General features: G+C 51.8%; 16 protein-coding genes. 15 read left to right on the forward strand and 1 reads right to left on the reverse strand.

What is annotated here, in order from left to right; all coding sequences use genetic code 11:
• The first annotated feature begins 136 nt into the window (after window positions 1-136).
• From NSU14_RS02885 to NSU14_RS02915, 7 genes are all read left to right on the forward strand, one after another.
• Window positions 137-1558: a spore germination protein gene (locus tag NSU14_RS02885; RefSeq protein ID WP_076248420.1), complete on the forward strand. Its 1422-nt coding sequence runs from the start codon at window positions 137-139 to the stop codon at window positions 1556-1558.
• Between the two features lie 11 nt (window positions 1559-1569).
• Window positions 1570-2652, forward strand: coding sequence for a GerAB/ArcD/ProY family transporter (locus tag NSU14_RS02890; RefSeq protein ID WP_171718725.1), 1083 nt, complete (start codon window positions 1570-1572; stop codon window positions 2650-2652).
• Window positions 2645-3769: a Ger(x)C family spore germination protein gene (locus tag NSU14_RS02895; RefSeq protein ID WP_083705748.1), complete on the forward strand. Its 1125-nt coding sequence runs from the start codon at window positions 2645-2647 to the stop codon at window positions 3767-3769. The genes NSU14_RS02890 and NSU14_RS02895 overlap by 8 nt, the downstream gene beginning before the upstream one ends.
• A 325-nt stretch (window positions 3770-4094) precedes the next feature.
• Window positions 4095-5072, forward strand: coding sequence for an ABC transporter substrate-binding protein (locus NSU14_RS02900; RefSeq protein WP_340942668.1), 978 nt, complete (start codon window positions 4095-4097; stop codon window positions 5070-5072).
• A complete protein-coding gene (locus tag NSU14_RS02905; RefSeq protein ID WP_340942671.1) occupies window positions 5053-5835 on the forward strand; it encodes an ABC transporter ATP-binding protein in 783 nt (260 codons plus the stop codon). The genes NSU14_RS02900 and NSU14_RS02905 overlap by 20 nt, the downstream gene beginning before the upstream one ends.
• On the forward strand, window positions 5829-6581 hold the full coding sequence (locus tag NSU14_RS02910; protein WP_042139715.1) for an ABC transporter permease: 753 nt from the start codon (window positions 5829-5831) through the stop codon (window positions 6579-6581). The genes NSU14_RS02905 and NSU14_RS02910 overlap by 7 nt, the downstream gene beginning before the upstream one ends.
• Before the next feature lie 252 nt (window positions 6582-6833).
• On the forward strand, window positions 6834-9173 hold the full coding sequence (locus tag NSU14_RS02915; protein WP_340942676.1) for an S-layer homology domain-containing protein: 2340 nt from the start codon (window positions 6834-6836) through the stop codon (window positions 9171-9173).
• A gap of 80 nt (window positions 9174-9253) precedes the next feature.
• Here the strand turns inward: NSU14_RS02915 and NSU14_RS02920 are convergent, their stop codons facing one another.
• A complete protein-coding gene (locus tag NSU14_RS02920) occupies window positions 9254-10081 on the reverse strand; it encodes a TerC family protein (protein WP_042139713.1) in 828 nt (275 codons plus the stop codon).
• 665 nt (window positions 10082-10746) lie between these two features.
• Here NSU14_RS02920 and nifB point away from each other — a divergent pair.
• The 8 genes from nifB (at window position 10747) to NSU14_RS02960 (ending at window position 20040) form a co-directional block, all read left to right on the forward strand.
• Window positions 10747-12114 carry a nitrogenase cofactor biosynthesis protein NifB gene (gene nifB, locus NSU14_RS02925; protein ID WP_340942678.1) on the forward strand — a complete coding sequence of 456 codons (1368 nt, stop codon included), beginning with the start codon at window positions 10747-10749 and terminating at the stop codon, window positions 12112-12114.
• 6 nt (window positions 12115-12120) lie between these two features.
• A complete protein-coding gene (gene nifH / locus NSU14_RS02930; RefSeq protein WP_039297719.1) occupies window positions 12121-12987 on the forward strand; it encodes a nitrogenase iron protein in 867 nt (288 codons plus the stop codon).
• A 132-nt stretch (window positions 12988-13119) separates the two neighbouring features.
• Window positions 13120-14577 (forward strand): nitrogenase molybdenum-iron protein alpha chain, encoded by a 1458-nt coding sequence (nifD, locus tag NSU14_RS02935; protein WP_340942681.1) that lies wholly within the window; start codon window positions 13120-13122, stop codon window positions 14575-14577.
• Window positions 14574-16133: a nitrogenase molybdenum-iron protein subunit beta gene (gene nifK, locus NSU14_RS02940; RefSeq protein ID WP_336102460.1), complete on the forward strand. Its 1560-nt coding sequence runs from the start codon at window positions 14574-14576 to the stop codon at window positions 16131-16133. The genes nifD and nifK overlap by 4 nt, the downstream gene beginning before the upstream one ends.
• 220 nt (window positions 16134-16353) lie before the next feature.
• Window positions 16354-17787: a nitrogenase iron-molybdenum cofactor biosynthesis protein NifE gene (nifE, locus tag NSU14_RS02945; protein ID WP_340942688.1), complete on the forward strand. Its 1434-nt coding sequence runs from the start codon at window positions 16354-16356 to the stop codon at window positions 17785-17787.
• A complete protein-coding gene (gene nifN / locus NSU14_RS02950; protein WP_042139708.1) occupies window positions 17777-19105 on the forward strand; it encodes a nitrogenase iron-molybdenum cofactor biosynthesis protein NifN in 1329 nt (442 codons plus the stop codon). The genes nifE and nifN overlap by 11 nt, the downstream gene beginning before the upstream one ends.
• Window positions 19080-19490, forward strand: coding sequence for a nitrogen fixation protein NifX (nifX, locus tag NSU14_RS02955; protein ID WP_039297710.1), 411 nt, complete (start codon window positions 19080-19082; stop codon window positions 19488-19490). Before nifN ends, nifX begins: the two co-directional genes overlap by 26 nt.
• Complete coding sequence (locus NSU14_RS02960) at window positions 19474-20040, forward strand: DUF269 domain-containing protein (protein WP_340942695.1); 567 nt, start codon at window positions 19474-19476, stop codon at window positions 20038-20040. The genes nifX and NSU14_RS02960 overlap by 17 nt, the downstream gene beginning before the upstream one ends.
• Window positions 20041-20052: the final 12 nt, after the last annotated feature.

The raw sequence follows: 20052 nt of genomic DNA on the forward strand, positions 1-20052 counted from the left end.
TAGCACAAGCAGAAGATGTACATGATAGCCTTCTTTTATCCTGCGGGATGGAAGAAGGCTTTTTATTGCGGCAGCCTTAAATATCCAAGAAAATCTTGGGGATACTATACCAAACGAACGGGGAAGGAGGGCATCTATGGAACCGGACACACAGAATATTCCTACGCTGCGGCATATTCTTGATGAATTCGATCAGTGTGCGGATCTCAGCCACCGGCGCTTTCCTGAACTCTCCGCCGATATTGTGTATTTCCCGCATACGGTGGATAACAACCTGCTAATCCAGGAAATATTGCTGCCCTTTGACCGGCTTCAGGCGGATGGGCTGGATAAGTTGTTCCTCCAGTCCCAATTTGTTGAGACAAGAGAGTCCAAAGCCGTGGTGGTCGGCATACTGGAGGGCTGTGTAGCTGTCTTCCACGGGGAAGCTGTCTACTTACTGGACGCCTACGGCCCGGAAGGCCGCAGTGTACAGCAGTCGGAAACGGAGACGGTAATTGCCGGCCCTCATGATGCCTTCGTGGAATCCGCTCCTACTAACCTGAGCTTAATCCGCCGCCGGATCAAAAGCTCGCATCTGAAAATTATCCGGTGTGAGATCGGAGAAATTTCCAAAACAACTGTGTACATCCTTTATATCAAGGATATTGCCAATCTTAAATATGTCCAGGATCTGCAGAACCGGATCAACCGGATTGAGACAGATGCGATTAATGACGGCGGGACGCTGACCCAGTTCATTGAAGATATGCCGAATTCGGTGTTCCCGCAGTTTCTGACTACGGAAAGACCTGATGTGGCTGTGTCGAAGCTGGCGGCCGGGCGGATCATCACCATCGTTGACAATAGTCCGACAGCGATCAGTGCGCCCTCCTCCTTTTTTGAATTCTTCTCATCACCGGATGATTACTACCAGCGCTGGGCACTGGGGACGGCACTGCGGCTGCTCCGGTTTCTGGCTCTTGTAATAACGATATCATTCACGGCGATGTATGTATCGGTAACTACCTTTCATTACGAGATGATTCCCGAAGCGCTGCTCCGAACGTTGGCTGAATCACGGAACAGGGTGCCGTTTCCTCCTGTTTATGAAGCGCTGCTGATGGAAATCATGATCGAGCTGCTGCGGGAAGCCGGAGCGCGCCTGCCAACCAAGATTGGGCAGACGATCGGGATCGTGGGCGGGATTGTGATTGGTCAAGCGGCTGTACAGGCTGGCCTGACAAGCAATGTGCTTATTATCGCAGTAGCCTCATCTGCCATTGCCTCTTTTGTGATTCCCAGCTATATGATGAGCGCCTCTATCCGCCTGATCCGCTTCGGAATCATAATACTCACCGGAATATGGGGCAATATTGGACTTGTAATGGGTATAGCCCTGATCGTAATTCATTTATCCAACCTGACGAGTCTGGGTTCGTCCTATCTGACCCCTATTGCTCCAATGAAGACGGGAGACTGGAAGGATGTGTTTATCCGTGCTCCTTTCTCGAAGCTGAGCAGCCGTCCGTCCCAGAGCAAGACCATGAATTCCATCAGGCAAAAAAACAAAAAGTAGGAGTGGACGTTATGCCCGAAAAGCTGCGCCCCTTTCATATTGCCGTTCTAATGCATATGACCCAATCCGGAATTGTGATCTTCACATTGCCCCGCAATCTGGCCGACTATTTCGGTACCAACGGATGGCTTTTTCTGGTGCCGTGTATCGTAGTCTCTACCTTCAATATCTATTTAATTTCACTGGTCTTCCGGCTTGGCCAAGGGAGGTCTGTATTTGAAATTATGGAGCAGACAATTCCAAGGCCGGTGCTGTATCCCTTTTATGGCGGCCTGGCTGCGGTCTGGCTTGTTTTTGGCTGCATGATCGGCAAGAAATACGTACTAATCTTCCAAATGCTGTCCTTCCCGACAACGAATCCCATGGTGTTCAAGCTGGCTGTGGACATTCTGGCCTTTCTGATGATTACCAAAGGAATCTATTCCATCTCCAAAGCGGCAACGCTGTTCTTCTGGCTGTCTGCCTGGATGTATCTGCTCATGCTGTGGTTTTTTCCGGCGTTCCGCTGGGAACGCCTGACTCCGTTTATTCTCAAAGGCGGGCATAATCAGTTCAAAGGAGCGATGGAGATCTATTCCGCTTTTCTCGGTTACGAATTATCGATACTGCTGTTCCCTTACGTGAACAAGAACAAAAAGGCTATGGCGGGCGTCTATGCGGGAAATCTCTATTTAGCTGTGCTGTATATCTCGCTGGCGATCATCTGCTTCGGGTTCTTCAGTCTGGGGCAATTGAAAAAACTGCTCTATCCCTTGCTTGATTTGCTGGCGTATATCCAATTTCCGTTTATAGAGAGGCTGGAGAATCTGCTGTACGGGCTGTTTCTGTTCCCGGTTCTGGTCACTGTTGTAATGTACTGGTGGGCGGCACAAGAGTCGGTACGAAGAATGCTCCCCAGAATAAAACTATCCGTGCTCTCTTTCTTACTGATTGCGATTTCCTACAGTATCTCTTTTATTCCGAAGACACTGGATGCAGTGGGGGTCTGGATCACTAACCTGGGGTATGCGGTGACCGGGATTGCTTTCGGGTTTCCTGTACTATTGCTTCTATTGCTGCTGATTCAGCGGAAAGGGGGAGAGGTCCGTGCATAGACAGATTTATAGCTTGGCAAGGTTGTCCCTGAGTCTATTGCTTCTGCTTCCTCTGCTGCTGACCGGATGCAAAAGCGACGAGAGAATCCTTGAGAAGCTGGGCCTGGTGCAGACGGCGAGCTATGATCTTGCAGAGAATAACAGGATCAAAGTTACCTCCTGCGTCCCGGTCATTGACCCGGATTCCTCCGCACGCCGTGAGCTGTTGTCTACTGTCTCGGATAGCATTAAGGAAGCGAGAATCATGTTCTCCAGACAGACGGATTTGACGGTTGTCAGCGGGCAGCTCAGAGATGCATTGTTTGGTCTGAAGCTGGCCAAAGCCGGACTCGGGGATTACATTGATACCCTGCTGCGTGATCCCTCTATAGCCCTTGGCGTCAAGGTTACAATTATTAACGGGGATGCCGGTGAAATTCTGGCCAAGGATTACGAGCCGCATACGGATACCGGAAGATATATCAATCATCTGCTGGAGAAAGAGGCGGCCGGCAACAGCATTCCCAATACCACTCTGTATGAATTCTCCCGTGACTATAATGACGATGGCATAGATCCGGTGGCACCGATAGTAAAGGATAGCGGGGACAAAGCCGTTATTGACGGCATTGCCTTGTTTCAGGAGGACCGTTACAGAATGAAGATTCCGGCTCAAGACGGGATCTTCTTCGGGCTTTTCCGTGATGACCTGAGGCAAGGGGAGGCCGCTCTCCATTTGGGGGAAAAGGATGGCCGGCAGGTGGTAGTGATGTTCAGTTCATTATTGAATTCACGCAAGGTGAAGGTTCATCGTCTGGGGCCCGGCCGGTTCAAAGTCGAGCTTCTGGCGAATATCCAGGGCTCCGTGCTTGAATATACCGGACACCATTATCTGAATAAGGCCGGGGTAAGACAACAGCTGGAGCGGGATATCGCAGATGTGATTATGGCCAAAGCCAAAGAAATGGTGTCGCAAATGCAGCAGCATAACGTAGATAGTCTCGGAATCGGGATACAGATAAGGAATACTTTGAGCTATAAAGAGTGGAATCAAATGAATTGGCGGGAGGTTTATCCGCAGGTGGAGATAGAGTGCAAGGCCAAGGTGACAATCAAGGATTACGGGAAATACATGTAGGCACTACCCTGATTATTTCAATTTATAAATATACAAAATAGGGCAATGGGTGTAAAATTGCATTACTTAGGTCTTCCCGGCGAGCAGAATAGCATGGATATACAGAGAAACGGGTGCTGCCCTTCAAAGGGGGGGCATTAACGTTTCTACTTCTATGCCTATATGTGAATAAATGCGCATGGACCTCAGGCCTGAGGGGATTATGCTGCATTGCACCACAGGGTTATCCTGCTCCCGGAAGCAGAAGCGAAGGTACAGCAACAAGATGAACCGAAAAGAGACGGAGGAATTAAGAATCATGGAGAGAAGAAACTGGAAGCACCTTATGAAAATAGCAATGTTGACCGCTGCGGTTGGTCTGGTAGCGGCTGGCTGCGGAAATTCGAATAATGCCAATGCAGGCAATGCCAATACTGCAAGTACCGGAAATGCTGCGGAAGCTCCCGCCGAGGCGGTTACCATATCGCTGGGTCTGCTGCCTTCTATTGATGCGATTCCGTTTATTATTGCGCATGAGCAAGGCTTTGATAAACAGCATAATGTAAACCTCGATATCCAGACCTTCAAGAGCGCCAAGGACCGTGATGTAGCTTTTCAAGCCGGCAAAGTAGATGGTCTCAGCGCAGATCTTGTAGCGATTTCCATCTATAATGAAGCGGGACTGGATGTCAAAATTACCAGTACTACCACGGGTGAATTTGATCTGCTGACCGGAAATGATGAAGTCAAAGAGGTGAAGGATCTGAAGGGCAAAACTGTCATTCTGTCCAAGAATACCTCGACCCAATATACCGTGGCGATGATGCTGAAGCAGGCCGGTCTGACCGAAGACGATATTACAGTGACCGAAGTGCCGCAGATTCCAACCCGTCTGGAGCTGCTGAAAAGTAATAAGGCTGATGCAGCCGTCCTTCCGGAGCCGTTCGTGACCATGGGCAAAACTGCTGGCCTGCGTGTCCTCAGCTCGACCCATAGTGCGGGAATCAATCCGTTCGTGCTGGCTTTCCCGCAGAGTGCGATTGATGCCAAGGGACAAGGTATCCGTGATATGTACGCCGCTTATGATGAAGCTGTAGATTATATGAAAACGCATGACCAGTCGGAATATATCGATCTGATTATCAAGGAAGTGGGTTATCCGGACACGCTGAAGAATGAGATTAAGGTGCCGGAATATCTCCCTGCTTACCAGGTGGATGTGAAGGAAGTAGAAGCGGCCTTCGCCTGGGCGCGTGAAAAAGGACTGCTCACCAAAAATATATCGGCTGAAGAAGTGATCTCCGATGTCCAGTTTAAAGAATAGCGGACTCCGCATTAACAACCTTCATGTAGCCTACGAAAAGGGACAGCTGGCACTCGGAGAGATGAATCTGACCCTGCCGGAGCATGGGATATACACAGTAATCGGTCCTTCCGGCAGCGGCAAATCCACGCTGCTGCGGGCGATTGCCGGCCTGCTGCCGGGGTATGAGGGGGAACTGCTCTTCAACGGCAGATCCGTCCATGAGAAGGAGACGCTGATTGGCCTGGTGCCGCAGAATTATGGCCTGCTGCCCTGGAAGACAGTCCGTGACAATATCAGGATTGCCATGAAAATTGCCCGCCCCGGCAGCGGGAGCACAAACAGGCAGGAGCAGGACGTGCAAATCCTGCATTGGCTGGAGTCCATGGGTATAGCCGGGCTGGCCGGCCGGTTTCCGCTCTCCCTGAGCGGAGGACAGCAGCAACGGGTAGCTATTGCCCGTGCATTCGCCATTCTGCCGACTATTCTGCTGCTGGACGAGCCGTTCTCGGCGCTGGATGCCATTACGCGGGAAGGGCTGCAGCAGATTTTTATCGACAACTGGCAGGCGCATCCGGCAACCACGCTGTTCGTCACCCATGATATAGAAGAAGCGATTCTCCTGGGACAGAAGATTATCGTGATGCTGCCCGGGCAACAGGAGCCGCCGGAGATTCTCGATAACTCCGCTGTGTTTGCCATGAAGCATGTGGACAAGCGGGAGAGCGATGAGTATTTCGAGCAAAGTAAGAGAATCAGAAAGGTAATGATGGAGAAATGGTGAAAAAACGGCATCTCCCTCACCTGCTGCGGCTGCTGTTCGTTTTTGCGGGCATGAATGTAATCTGGTATATAGCCTATCTGCTGATGAATCATTCCATTCTGCCAAGTCCGGGTGCAGTCTATGAAGCTATGTTTCATCTGGGTGCGCGTGATGTGGCGCTGAACGTCGGCTACAGCCTGCTCCGGATCTTCGAGGGTGTGCTGCTGGCGCTGCTGCTCGGACTGATGGTAGGCCTGCTGATGGGCCGCTCTCCACTCTGGAACAGGCTGCTGGATCCGGTAGTGTATCTGACCTATCCGATTCCCAAGATTGCGCTATTGCCTGTAGTGATGCTGTTCTTCGGCCTCGGAGAGACCTCCAAAGTGCTGATGATCATGCTGATCCTGCTGTTCCAGGTAATCATATCCGTACGTGATGGTGTGAAGGCGATCCCTGAGAGTACATATGATGTTCTGACGAGCATCGGCGCCAGCTCCATGCAGAAGTTCTGGAATGTGACGCTCCCCGGCGCATTGTCGGTCATTCTCAGCACCATTCGTATCTCCCTTGGAACGGCAATATCGGTGCTGTTCTTCACCGAAATTTACGGTACGGAGCATGGCATGGGCTTCTTCATTATGGATGCCTGGCTGCGGCTGGATTATCCGGAGATGTATGCGGGAATTATGCTGTTCAGTCTGGTAGGCTTTGTCCTTTTCCTGCTGGTGGATCTGCTGGATTACCGGTTTATGAAGTGGCGGCGGTAGTCTGTACACGGGTATTGTCCGCATAAGGACGGTGCCCGTTTTTTTTGAAATATAAGAATTTATATGTTTCACACGATAACTTATCCTTCTATTTCTCGCTGAAACAACACCGTCCCTTAAAAGGACGGCAAAGCCGTTTCTACTTGTTTGAGAATGCTGTAATTTCCTGTCGCAAATATAACATGGTAAATATATCTAAATATAATTATAATTAGAATATTCATGTTACTTATTTGAGGAGGATGAAATGTTTTGAACAGTAAACGCAATCAATTTATTCAGCAAACCGCCCGGACAGCCCTGATTACTTCGGTAGCGCTTGCATTACTGCTGCCTGGCGGGCTGGCTGCTGCGGATTCCAGCTACACTTCGGTAAGGGTGCCTCTCTCCACAGCAGCTGCCGGACAGGCCGCCAATTCCGCAGCCCCGGACCCGGCCAAGGCCAAAATCACACAGGAGCAGGCCATTGCCAAGCTAAGAGAGCTGTTTCCCGTTCTGAAGGAAGCGACGGTATCCAATGTACGGCTTGGCACGGATTCTTACCCTCCTTCCGGGAACCAGATGGTGTGGAATGTCCAGTGGCAGTACCAGCTGGGCAGCTCAGGTTACGGGTTCTCCAGTTTGGTCGATGCGATGACAGGTGATCTGGTGAATACGTATATTTCTTATCCTATGTTGAGGGAGAATGCCTTTTACCCTCCGGAATTCTCCCGGGAGGAGGCGCTGGCGAAAGCCCGCAGCTTCATTGCCGCGGCCGCACCATCCCTGGCAGCCAAGGACCTTGTACTGGATGATAACGACCAGACTTATATGGGCAGGGACGCGCTCTTTGGTATGTTTGAATATAGATTTCCGTTCAGAATCTTGAGAAACGGGCTTCCCTCAGCAGCGGATATGCTGAACATCTCCGTCGATGGAAACGGGAATATCGTTCAATTCAGCAAACCGGCTACAGACGGAGTGTATCCGTCAGCGAAGCCGGCGGTCTCCCCGGAATCAGCTAGCAAGCAATTTGCCGGGAACTTTAAGGTTGGCCTCTATTATATCCCTATATATAAAGATGGCGCGGCAGTGCGCTGGATTCTGGGCTGGCGCCCTGAGAGTGAATCCCTGTCCCTTGTAGATGCCCAGACTGGCAAAAGCATAGATAATGAAGGCGAAGCAATTACGGCAGCTGTCACTTATGAGGCGGTTCCAGAGCGGAAGAATACTTTCCAGCCTGCAAGCGCCGCCGGGCTGACCGCAGCTGCAGCGGCGAAGCTGGTACAGCAGGTCGCTGCGATTCCTGCAGAACGCAAGCTTTCAGGCCAGAACTCTGGCGTGAATTCCCAGAATGATAAGCAAAAGCTCTGGAGATTATCCTGGGAAGCAAGCCGCACGGCTGCTAATATGGCAATGCCGGAGCGTACGTACGCTGAAGTAGACTCCAGCACCGGAGAAATCATTCAATTCCAGCTGGAGCAGTATGGAGGCCAGGCATTGAAGGAACAGCCTGCACCTGCAGGCGGAACCAAACTGACGCAGGCACAAGCCAAGGAGAGGGCGATAGAGCTTATCAACCGTCTGTATCCTAAGGCCAGCGGAAGTCTTAAGCTGGCTGAGCATGGAGGAAAGTGGAGTATCCTTGAGGACGGGAAGGGGTACCGTTACCAGTTCTTGCGCTATTATCAGGGTATTCCGGTTAGTGACAGTAATATAGTCATGACTATGGATGTTTACGGCAGACTGCAAAGCTACATGAATACAGGCAACACCGGTTATGAAGCGCTCAAAGATAAGCCTGTTCCGGCAGTTTCCGGGGCGGAAGCACTTCAGAGCTATCTCGGCCGATATGATCTGAAGCTGCAGTACAGCAGTATAGGCGGATATAATATAGACAATAAGTATGTTGAACCGGTAGTTAAGCTGGTATATGCTCCGACTCCGGCAGATTCTCAGGATACCTATAAGGTACTGGATGCGCAAACTAAGGAATGGGTCACGACCTACGAGAGCCCGTTGCAATCACGGAGTGGAGCGGAGGCAGTTGATCTTAAGGGGCATGCAGCAGAGCAGGCACTGACCGAGCTGCTGAACTACGGCGTGCTGAGCGTAGATGCGGATAAGAAGGTGAATCCGGACCAGGAGATAACGGCCGGAGACTGGTTCACCCTGATTGCCAGATCCTCAACACCGTATTATGCAGGGTATTCGAATGGTTCTGAACCTAAAGCCGTGGCTGGAGTGAGTCCGGACAGCCCTTATTATGAAGCCGTCAGCTATGCGGCAGAGCGTGAATGGATCAGCAGAGGGGCTGCGCTGCAGCCTGAGAGTAAGTTAAGCCGCGAACAGCTTGCTGTTCTGCTGGCCTCCTTCCTGAAGTACGATAAGCTTTCAGCTTTTCTGGGTAATGATTCTGTCATAACCGGCTTCAGTGACAATGCGGCAATTCAGGATAAAGGGGCAGTAGCACTGGCTGTTAAGCTGGGATTGCTGCAGGGAGAGAACGGGAAGTTCAATCCACAGCAGATTGTAACCAAAGCGCAGGCAGCTAATGTGATCATGAAGCTCGTAGAGCTGCAGGGCAGAACCGATCAGGTGATCGGCCAATAGAGAATGGAGCACAGCAAAGCCCGTTTCCGCCACTATGGCGGGAACGGGCTTTTTGACGTCGCATTATGAAGTGGAGAAGCTTATTTGCCGAGCTGTTTGTCGACTTCCTTGACGGGATTCTCGCCGACATTGTCTTCGGTCTTGATGCTGCTCATGAACCAGCCTGTAGCCGCAATAATAATCAGAACCACGTAGAAGGTCAGTTTCCACCAGGTGCTATGCGCGAAGTCTTCAGACAATACACCCAGCGAAGGATGTGCAAGAGTGATGACGGCAAGCTTAATCCCTACCCAGCCGACAATGAAGAAGGCGGCAATTTCGAGACCTGGACGTGTGTGGAGCAATTTGACGAAGAAAGAAGCGGCAAATCGCATAATAACCAGGCCGATGAATCCGCCCGCAAAGATTACCAGGAACTGTCCGCCGTCAAGCCCGCCAATGTGGCCGATTCCGCTTGGCGGAAGAGCAACGGCGAGGGCAACAGCTGCGAGGATGGAGTCTACTGCAAAGGCGATATCTGCAATCTCAACCTTAAGTACGGTGAACCAGAAGCTGGATTTCTTCTTGTTGACAGCCCCGGAAGTGCCGCTTTCAGCTGCTTCATCCGTGACCGGTTTCTTGAACAGCAATTTCCGGAAGATATGATTCCCCGCGATAAATAACAGATAAATTGCGCCGATAGCTTGTACCTGCCAGATGTCGACCAGATAAGAGATGACGAAAAGTGATCCAAACCTGAACACAAACGCTCCTGCCAATCCGTAAAAGAGCGCCTTCTTACGTTCCTCATCAGGAAGATGTTTAACCATGATTGCCAATACAAGTGCGTTGTCTGCGGCAAGCAGCCCTTCCAGTGCGACCAGAACGAGCAATACCCATCCGTATTCTAATAATAATCCCCAATCCATTGCTGTTTCCTCCTCATGTGGCTCTGGATACTTTTCGTAAAAAATACCCTTATTACCATTATTGTAACCAAAACTATATAAAAAAGACCTTTACCAAACAGATTAGCCTTTGGAATAAAGGTAACCTGATTGGTAAAGGTCTCGCTAACAATGATAAATTGCCGATAAAACCGGAGAATATCCTCATATTCTCGTATTGACGATTTTATCTAACAGCTACTCCCCTTTACGGGATATATGAAATTTTAGGATTTACGTATCTGACTAAAAGTATCATATATGAGTTGAGAGGCGTTGTCAATGTTTATGAGAATAAATATCATCAGGAAATGATTGTTTTGAAAACGGAAACATGGCATATACGAGTTATATAACTTGACATACCATATGTCGAAACTGCAAACATAAGGAAATTAAGGGCAAATCAAGCTTTAAGCTAATTGACGATGCCCTGTTATGAAAATATGATGAGACTAATTAAAGCAGCAAGCAAGGTTTGTGTTAATTAACATAACATTAAACCGAGCTGGCAGCCAGTTGACTGTCGCATATGGGAATGTCAGGGAAGCTTAGCTTACAAAACTTGAGTGATGCTTCCGAAGCGAGTTTTACTGCGAAGTGGTTTCAATGGAGTAATACTCCGTAAAACTTTTAGGAGGTGGGAAATGATGCAGCCGTCATGTATATCAAGTGAAGCGGAGGAGGAGATTAGCCGCCACCCTTGCTACAGCGAGGAGGCCCACCGGTTTTATGCCCGGATGCACATCCCGGTTGCTCCCGCCTGTAACATCCAGTGCAATTACTGCAACCGCAAGTTCGACTGTGTAAATGAAAGCAGGCCGGGCGTGGTCAGTGAAGTGCTTACGCCGGAGCAGGCAGAACGTAAGGTGAGAGGCGTTGCTGCCCAGCTGATGCAGCTCTCGGTAGTGGGTGTGGCCGGACCCGGAGATCCTCTGGCGAATCCGGAGCAGACGTTTGATACCTTTGCCCGGGTCAAGAAGTATGTGCCAGACGTGTCACTCTGCCTTAGTACCAACGGACTTACGCTGTACCGGCATGTGGATGAGATTATCGAGCTTGGCATCCGGCATGTCACCATCACCATCAATGCCATTGATCCTGATGTCGGCCAGGCGATTTATCCCTGGGTATTCGATGAAGGGGTCCGGTACGAAGGAAGGGAAGCAGCTGAGCTGCTGATCAGCCGCCAATTGCTGGGGCTTGAGATGCTGGCGAAGCTGGGGATTCTGGTCAAAGTGAATTCGATTATGATTCCGGGGGTCAACGATCATCATCTGCCCGCCGTGTCCCAAAGAGTAAAAGAACTCGGGGCCACGCTGCATAATGTAACACCGCTGATTATCGCGCCGGGCAGCCAATACGAAGCGGATGGACGCAAAGCGCCCCGTCCGAAGGAATTGCTTAACCTGCAGGAGCTGCTAGGCCGTGACGGGATGAAGGTCATGCGCCATTGCCGCCAATGCCGGGCGGATGCGATCGGGCTGCTTGGCCAGGACCGCAATCAGGATTTCCAGCTTGAAGCGATGGAAGCTGAACCGGTCATTAATGAAGAAGCCAGGGCAATGTTCCAGAGTGAGCTGGATACCAAAATCCGCGAGCGCGTCAAAGCCAAGCAGGCCAGACGCATTCAGGCAGGCGGGCCGAAGACCAGAGTCGCAGTTGCCACTAGAGGAGGCGATAAGGTGAATCAGCATTTCGGTCATGCCACTGAGTTTCTGATTTACGACACTGACGGCGCAGATGTACAGCTCCTGGGTGTCCGCAAAATACAAGCATACTGTCATGGCAAAGCAGACTGTAACGGCGACAAAGCCGCCACGCTGCAAGAAATCATCTCTATTCTAAGTGATTGCCGCATTCTTCTCTGCTCCGGTATCGGCGATGCTCCAAGAGCCAGCCTGAACAAGATCGGAGTCCTGCCCCTCGTCCGCAAAGGCGGAATTCAGGAAGCCATTCTCGAAAGCGTCAAGTACAGCTCTTATTTTGAAAATATAAACATTTCGAAGGGATGATGAACAATGAGACAAATAGCTTTCTACGGTAAAGGCGGTATCGGTAAATCGACAACTTCACAAAACACCCTGGCTCAGCTGGCTACAAAATTCGGACAAAGAATAATGATCGTAGGCTGTGACCCTAAGGCAGACTCTACCCGTCTGATCCTGAACACGAAAGCCCAGAACTCGGTGCTTGAACTGGCGGCTGAGCTTGGCTCGGTAGAGGATCTTGAGCTTGAAGATGTATTGCAGACAGGTTTCGGTGACATTATCAACGTAGAATGCGGCGGCCCTGAACCTGGAGTAGGCTGCGCAGGACGCGGGATCATCACCGCCATTAACTTCCTGGAACAGGAAGGTGCCTATCAGGATCTGGACTTCGTATCCTATGACGTACTTGGTGACGTTGTATGCGGCGGTTTCGCCATGCCAATCCGCGAAGGCAAGGCGCAAGAGATCTACATTGTCTGTTCCGGCGAGATGATGGCGATGTACGCAGCGAACAATATCGCCCGCGGTATCCTGAAATATGCTACCAGCGGCGGTGTAAGACTGGGCGGCCTGATCTGCAACAGCCGCAACACGGACCGTGAAGATGAGCTGATTATGGAATTGGCCCGCCGCCTGAACACACAGATGATTCACTTTGTGCCGCGCGATAACATCGTTCAGCATGCCGAGTTGCGCAGAATGACTGTTGCCCAATATAATCCTACCCATCAGCAGGCGAAAGAATATGAAACGCTGGCTGAGAAAATCCTCAATAACAAAATGCTGACCATCCCTACTCCGATTTCCATGGAAGAGCTGGAAGAGCTGCTGATGGAATTCGGCATCATCGAAGATGAAGAAGCGGCAATCAAGAAGCTGCAGGCTTCCGGTCAATAAGACTCTAAGCCGTAATCTACAGAGTGATCCGGTGAACGGGAGTGGAGAGACGGCCTTCGCCGGATCATCTCAGGTGGTATTAGCCACGCAGGCGGCTTAGACGTCCTGCATCAAGAAAAGGAGGGTCAATACATGGGACTGAATATCGAAGATAATAAAAAACTGGTAGAAGAAGTTCTGGAAGCTTACCCGAAAAAAGCGAAAAAAGACCGCGAGAAGCATTTTCAGGTCGCTACAGATAACGCAATAGATTGCGGTACTTGTGCAGTCAAGTCCAACATTAAATCCCGTCCGGGTGTGATGACTCCGCGCGGTTGTGCCTATGCAGGTTCCAAAGGGGTAGTCTGGGGCCCGATCAAGGATATGGTTCACATTAGTCACGGACCGGTCGGCTGCGGCCAATATAGCTGGGGCTCACGCCGTAACTTTGCGAACGGGACCCTGGGCATTGACAACTTTACGGCGATGCAGATCACCAGTGATTTTCAGGAGACGGATATTGTCTTCGGCGGAGATAAGAAGCTGGCCGTAATCATGCGTGAAATCACCGAAATGTTCCCGCTGGCCAAGGGGATCTCAGTTCAATCCGAATGCCCGGTCGGTCTGATCGGTGATGATATTGAAGCGGTATCCAAAAAGATGTCCAAAGAGCTGGATATGCCGATTGTTCCCGTGCGCTGTGAAGGGTTCCGGGGGGTCAGCCAATCGCTGGGTCACCATATTGCGAACGATGCTATCCGCGATTTCGTCATGGGCCGTGCGGACCTGGCGGAGACAGGCCCGTATGATGTCAACATTATCGGCGACTATAATATCGGCGGTGATGCCTGGGCATCCCGTATCCTGCTGGAGGAGATGGGCCTGCGCGTGATTGCCCAGTGGTCCGGTGACGGCTCCCTCAATGAACTGGAAGTAGCTCATAAAGCAAAGCTGAACCTGATTCACTGCCACCGTTCGATGAACTACATGGTGGATCATATGGAGAAGGCCTACGGTATTCCCTGGCTGGAATACAACTTCTTCGGACCGACCAAGACCTATGAGAGTCTGCGGGCGATCGCCGCCCTGTTCGATGCTACGATTCAGGAAAACTGCGAGAGAATGATTGCCAAATATAAGCCGGTGATGGATGCCATTATCCATAAATTCAGACCCCGGCTGGAGAACAAAACGGTCATGCTGATGATCGGCGGATTACGTTCCCGCCATACCATCGGAGCGTATGAGGATCTGGGGATGGATATCGTAGCTTCCGGTTACGAATTCGCCCATAAGGATGACTATGAGAAGATGCTTCCGATGCTGCAGGAAGGAACGATCATTATGGATGACCCAACAGCCTATGAGCTGGAAGAGATCACCCAGAGAATGAACATAGATCTGGTAGGTTCAGGTGTGAAAGAGAAGTATGTGTATCACAAAATGGGTGTTCCATTCCGCCAGATGCACTCCTGGGATTACAGCGGTCCTTATCATGGCTTCGACGGCTTTAAGGTTTTTGCCAAGGATATGGATATGACTGTGAACAGCCCGGTATGGGATCTGGTAACCCGGAAATCCAAAATCCAGCCAGAGGAGGCGAGCATATGAGCAAGGACGATCTGAACATTAAAGATAATACCAGCTTGTTTAAGGAGGAGCGTTATGTTCAGCAGCGGGAGAACAAGAAACAGTTCGAAGCGCCTTGCAGCGAGCAGGAAACTGCTGAAGCACTCGCTTACTCCAAATCCGCTGAATATATGGAAAAGAACTTTGGCCGCCAGAATGTGGTCATCAATCCGCATAAAGCCTGCCAGCCGCTGGGTTCCGTAATGGCTGCGCTCGGATTCGAGAAAACACTGCCGTTTGTACATGGCTCGCAGGGCTGCAACGCCTACTTCCGCAGTCATCTCAGCCGTCACTTTAAAGAACCGACGCCATCCGTCTCCACTTCAATGACCGAGGATGCGGCCGTATTCGGCGGAATGAACAACCTGATCGACGGTTTGGAGAACAGTGTCGCGCTGTACAAACCGGAGATGGTTGCCATCTGTACCACCTGTATGGCTGAGGTTATCGGGGATGACCTCAACTCTTTTATCGGCAATGCCCGGATCAAAGGGGTGATTAGTGAAGAATACCCGGTAGCTTTCTGCAACACACCAAGCTTCGTAGGTTCGCATATCACAGGCTATGACGCCATGATCAAAGGCATTCTGAGCTACCTCTATACCCGTTCGGGAATCGAGAGTAAGCCGGGAAGCGGTGCGGAAAGCGGAGAGAAGCTGAATGTTCTGCTGGGGTTCGAGCCGTACACCGGCAACTTTGCTGAACTGCGCAAGATTCTGGCGGCTTTTGATACGAAGTACACCATCCTGGGAGACCACAGCGGAAACTATGACTCACCTGCTACAGGAGAATACGAGTATTACTATGGCGGCACGAAGCTTGAGGATGTTCCGCAGGCAGCGAATGCACTGGGAACCCTGTCTCTGCAAAAATATACGCTGAAAAAGACGCAGGAATATATCAGCGGAACCTGGAAGCAGCAAATCTCCGCATTATCGACACCGCTTGGGATTAAAGGTACTGATAAATTGCTGGAAACGATCAGCGAACTGACCGGCTTGCCGGTTCCTGCTTCACTTACCGAAGAACGCGGCCGCGTAGTAGATGCGCTCATGGACAGTCATCCTTACCTGCACGGCAAGCGGGTTGCGCTTGTAGGTGATCCGGATCTGCTGATCGGTCTGATCGGATTCTGTCTGGAAACCGGGATGGAGCCGGTGCATATCGTCTGCTCGAACGGTGATGTTGATTACAATGAAGTGAAGTTCAAGGATGAAGCAGAGGCGCTGCTGGCGGCAAGTCCCTACGGTTCAGAAGCAACTGTGCATGTGGGTAAAGACCTGTGGCATATGCGCTCGCTGCTGCTGAATGATACGGTTGATCTGGCAATCGGCAGCTCCCATCTGAAATTCGCCGCCAAGGATGCCGATGTTCCGCTGATCCGGGTCGGATTCCCGATCTTTGACCGTCATCATATGCACCGTTATCCCATTATCGGGTATCAGGGGACGTTGAATCTGCTCAGCTTGATTGTGAATACCATCCTCCAGCAGCTCGATGATAATAATTCCGGATTTAACTTTGAGCTGGTGCGCTAAACATAGTTTTATCAGCTATCTAAGTTAAAGTGATCACTAAGAGTGAGAGGGATTACTGAAAATTTCTGAAATGAGATGTATATTATCAATGTAATTATTTGAATAAATGTAAAAATACTCAACCTGGCATCCTTCGTCCCCCGGTACATTTCGGCAGCAGTTATTATGACCGGAATCCGCGGGGGCAGCGGAGGGCCGGGATTCTTGCCATCATGTGCAAATGCCGCCTCAGGAACAGCGCAAGATTTGCGTGAAACACAGCATCTTAAGCGAAGGAGATGAAGAGCCGATGGACCCTGTTCGAAAAGACGGATTTGATTCCGAGGCTTGCGGGAGCATAGCCCCAAAAGCAAAGCCCTGTCCGCGGCCCAAACCGGGTGAAGCAGCTGGAGGCTGCTCCTTCGACGGAGCCCAAATTACGCTGCTGCCGATTATGGACGCTGCACATCTTGTCCATGGACCGATTGCCTGTGCCGGTAATAGCTGGGAGAGCAGAGGAACGTTATCAAGCGGCCCCTCCCTGTCCCAATATGGCTTCGCTACGGATCTTACGGATTCCGATATTATTTTTGGCGGCGAGAAGAAATTGAAGGAGAGTATCGACTATATTGCCGAGCGCTTTGCGCCTCCGGCAATATTTGTATATTCAACCTGTGTGACAGCGCTGATTGGCGAAGATATGGATGCGGTCTGCAAGACTGCGGCAGAGCGGATCGGGATTCCTGTGATCCCCGTGAACAGTCCCGGCTTCGTCGGCAGCAAAAATCTCGGTAACCGCCTGGCCGGGGATGCCCTGCTGCAGTACGTCATCGGTACGGGAGAGCCGGAGCCGTTGACGCCGCTGGGCGTGAATCTGATCGGAGAGTATAATATCGCCGGTGAGATGTGGGATATCGAGAAGCTGATGAACAGCGCAGGGATAGCGGTAACCTCACGGATAACGGGAGATGCCCGTTACAAGGAGATTACATGGGCACACCGGGCGAAGGTGAATATGGTGGTCTGCAGCCGGGCGCTGCTGGGCCTTGCCAAGGAGATGGAGTCCAGATACGGCATTCCTTATTTCGAAGGTTCGTTCTATGGTGCCAAGGAAACGACCTATTCGCTGCGGCAAATGGCGTTTCTAATGAATGACCGTGAGATGGAGCGGCGGGTGGACCGGCTCACCGAACGGGAAGAGGCCCGGTTAAGCCAGGATCTGCGCCCATACCGCAAGCTGCTGAAGGGGAAACGGGCAGTGCTCTATACCGGCGGCGTCAAAAGCTGGTCGGTGATCTCGGCGCTCAAGGAGCTGGGTGTCCAGGTAGTCGGGGTAGGCACGAACAAGAGTACTGAGGATGATGTGCGGCGGATTGCCGACCGGGTGGGCGACGATACGGAATACATTCCCGAAGGCGGAGCAAGCCGGATTATTAAGACGGTCAGGGAACGCAAGGCTGATATTATGATTGCCGGCGGACGCAATATGTACGTGGCAATGAAAGAGCAGATCCCGTTCATCGATATTAATCAGGAGCGGCACAAGGCATATGCCGGATATGAGGGACTGCTGAGGCTGGCCAAGGAGCTGACCTATTCGCTGGCTAATCCAATCTGGAAGCTGGCCGCAAGTCCTGCTCCATGGGATAAGGAGGATCCTCCTTATGACCGTTAACCGGAGAAAGAAGCCGGCATCGGTCAACCCGATGAAGATCGGGCAGTCGCTGGGTGCCGTGCTGGCACTGCAGGGCTGTTACCGGGCCATGCCGCTGATTCACGGCTCCCAAGGCTGCTCCGCTTTTCCGAAGGCGCTGCTGACCCGGCATTTCCGGGAACCGATTGCCGTGCAGACCTCGGCGCTGCAGGAGATGGATGTCATCTTCGACGCCAACCGCAATCTGGAAGAGGCGCTGAATCTGGTGCTGAGCAAGCACCGTCCCGATATCATCGGCATTATTGGAACAGAGCTGACTGATGTGGCGGGTGTGGATTATCAGAACATGCTTAAGACGTATAAAAGAGAGCGGAATATGCGCGGCGGCCTCGCCTTCTCCGTCGTGCTTCCTGATTTTCGCGGATCACTGGAATCGGGCTTCAGCTCTACGGTAGAAGCCATGATTGACGAGATGATCCAGCAGGTCGGACACCGGGGATCCAGGAGTGTAAACACCCGGCAGATCACCTTGCTGCCGGGATCATTCTTAACCCCGGCCGATGTAATGGAGCTGAAGGAGATCATCTCCTCCTTCGGGTTCGAGGTGATTGCGCTGCCGGATATCTCAACGTCCCTGTCGGGCCATCTGCTGACAGGCTTCTCGCCGCTGACCCGGGGCGGGGTTCCGCTGGATTCCATGCTGCAGAGCCTGCAGTCCGGGCTGACGATTGCCATAGGCGGCAGCATGGAGCGTCCGGCCCGGCGGCTGCACAATGCTCTGGGCACGCCTTATAAGGTATTCGAAGGCGCAATGGGGCTAAAGGCTTCTGATGAACTGCTGCATTTCCTGCATCAGATCAGCGGGGAGCCGGTGCCGCTGCGTTATTGCTGGCAGAGGGAGAATCTGCTCGACAGCATGCTGGATGCCCATTTTCAGTTTGCCGGAATGTCGGCTCTGACGGCGCTGGAACCGGATCATTTGTATTCGGTCTCGGGATGGCTGGAGGAGCTGGGGGTAGAGCAGAAGGCGCTGATTACCTCATACGAAACTCCGCTCGTTGCCGGAATGGAACGCGAGGTATGGGTGGGGGATCTGGATGATGCCGAGGTACTCGGCAAAGGAGCGGATTTGTGGATCAGCAATTCCCACGGGCTCGCAGGTGCGCAGCGGATCGAAGCAGCGTTTATGCCGGCCGGATTCCCGGTCTGGAATGAGCTGGGTGCTTATATGTCTGTCTCGGTCGGGTACCGAGGCGCTATGGAATGGAGTAATAAAGCAGGGAATTTGTTAATGCAGAGGGAGGCAGGACACCGTGAAAGTAGCGTTCGCCACAGATGATGGAAACCGTGTAAATGCCCATTTCGGCCAAAGTCCGATGTTTGCTGTATATAATGTAACGAAATCAGGCGCCTCACTGGTTGAGCTGCGCAAGCTGCCAGCGGTGCTGAACCAGGATGAAGCAGGCAAAATCGACAGCCGGCTGGATGCGGTAAGCGACTGTACCCTGATCTTCATCATGCAGATCGGTGCGTCAGCGGCCGCACGGGTGACGCGCCGCAAGATCATGCCGGTGAAGGTGCCTTTCGGAAGTCCCATAGAGGAACAGCTGAAACGGCTGGTGGAGATGCTTCAGGGTAAGCCGCCCATGTGGCTGGCCAAGGTTCTGCGGGCGGAGGAGAATAGCGGGAGTGAAGGGGGAGAAGCAAATGGAACCCATGGCTGACGAGCATGCGGTGCAGCAGGATACGGGGAACACGGAAGCCCCGGCAATGAGGCTGCGCAGCCGGAAAGTGCGCAAGGAACTGAATCAGGAGACAGCGGATGCTCTGGTCCGGCGGCTGTGCCATCTGCTGGATGCCGGAGATTTCTTCGGGCGTAATGCCATGCTTCCGCCGCTGGAGAAGATCGGGAAGCTGTTCCTGGCTACTGCCGAGGATCAGAATCAATCCGAATTCAATTGTGCCGTGTCACCGAAGGTGCGCCAGCAGGTACCGCTGCTGTTCCAGGCGATGGCCGGAGTGATGGAAGAAAGAACGGGCCTTATGATCCAGAGTACCGCTGAGATTAACGGCGAGGGTTTTGGACGGGGGCTGCTGTATAGCGGCAGAGTTATCCTGGTGCTCAAAAGCTTACGGGCGGGCGCACCTTTCCCGTTCACTTCTGCAGAGAAGACGATCCGGTACGGGGTGGAGTGTATAGAAGAAGGGCAGGCTTTTCTGGATAAATACAAGGCGATGACTTCAGAGCACGGGCTGCTCAGCCTGGAGGGCTAGGGCAGATCTCAA

The sequence above is a fragment of the Paenibacillus sp. FSL R10-2771 genome, from assembly GCF_038000205.1.
Taxonomy (GTDB): Bacteria; Bacillota; Bacilli; order Paenibacillales; family Paenibacillaceae; genus Paenibacillus_AQ; species Paenibacillus_AQ phytohabitans.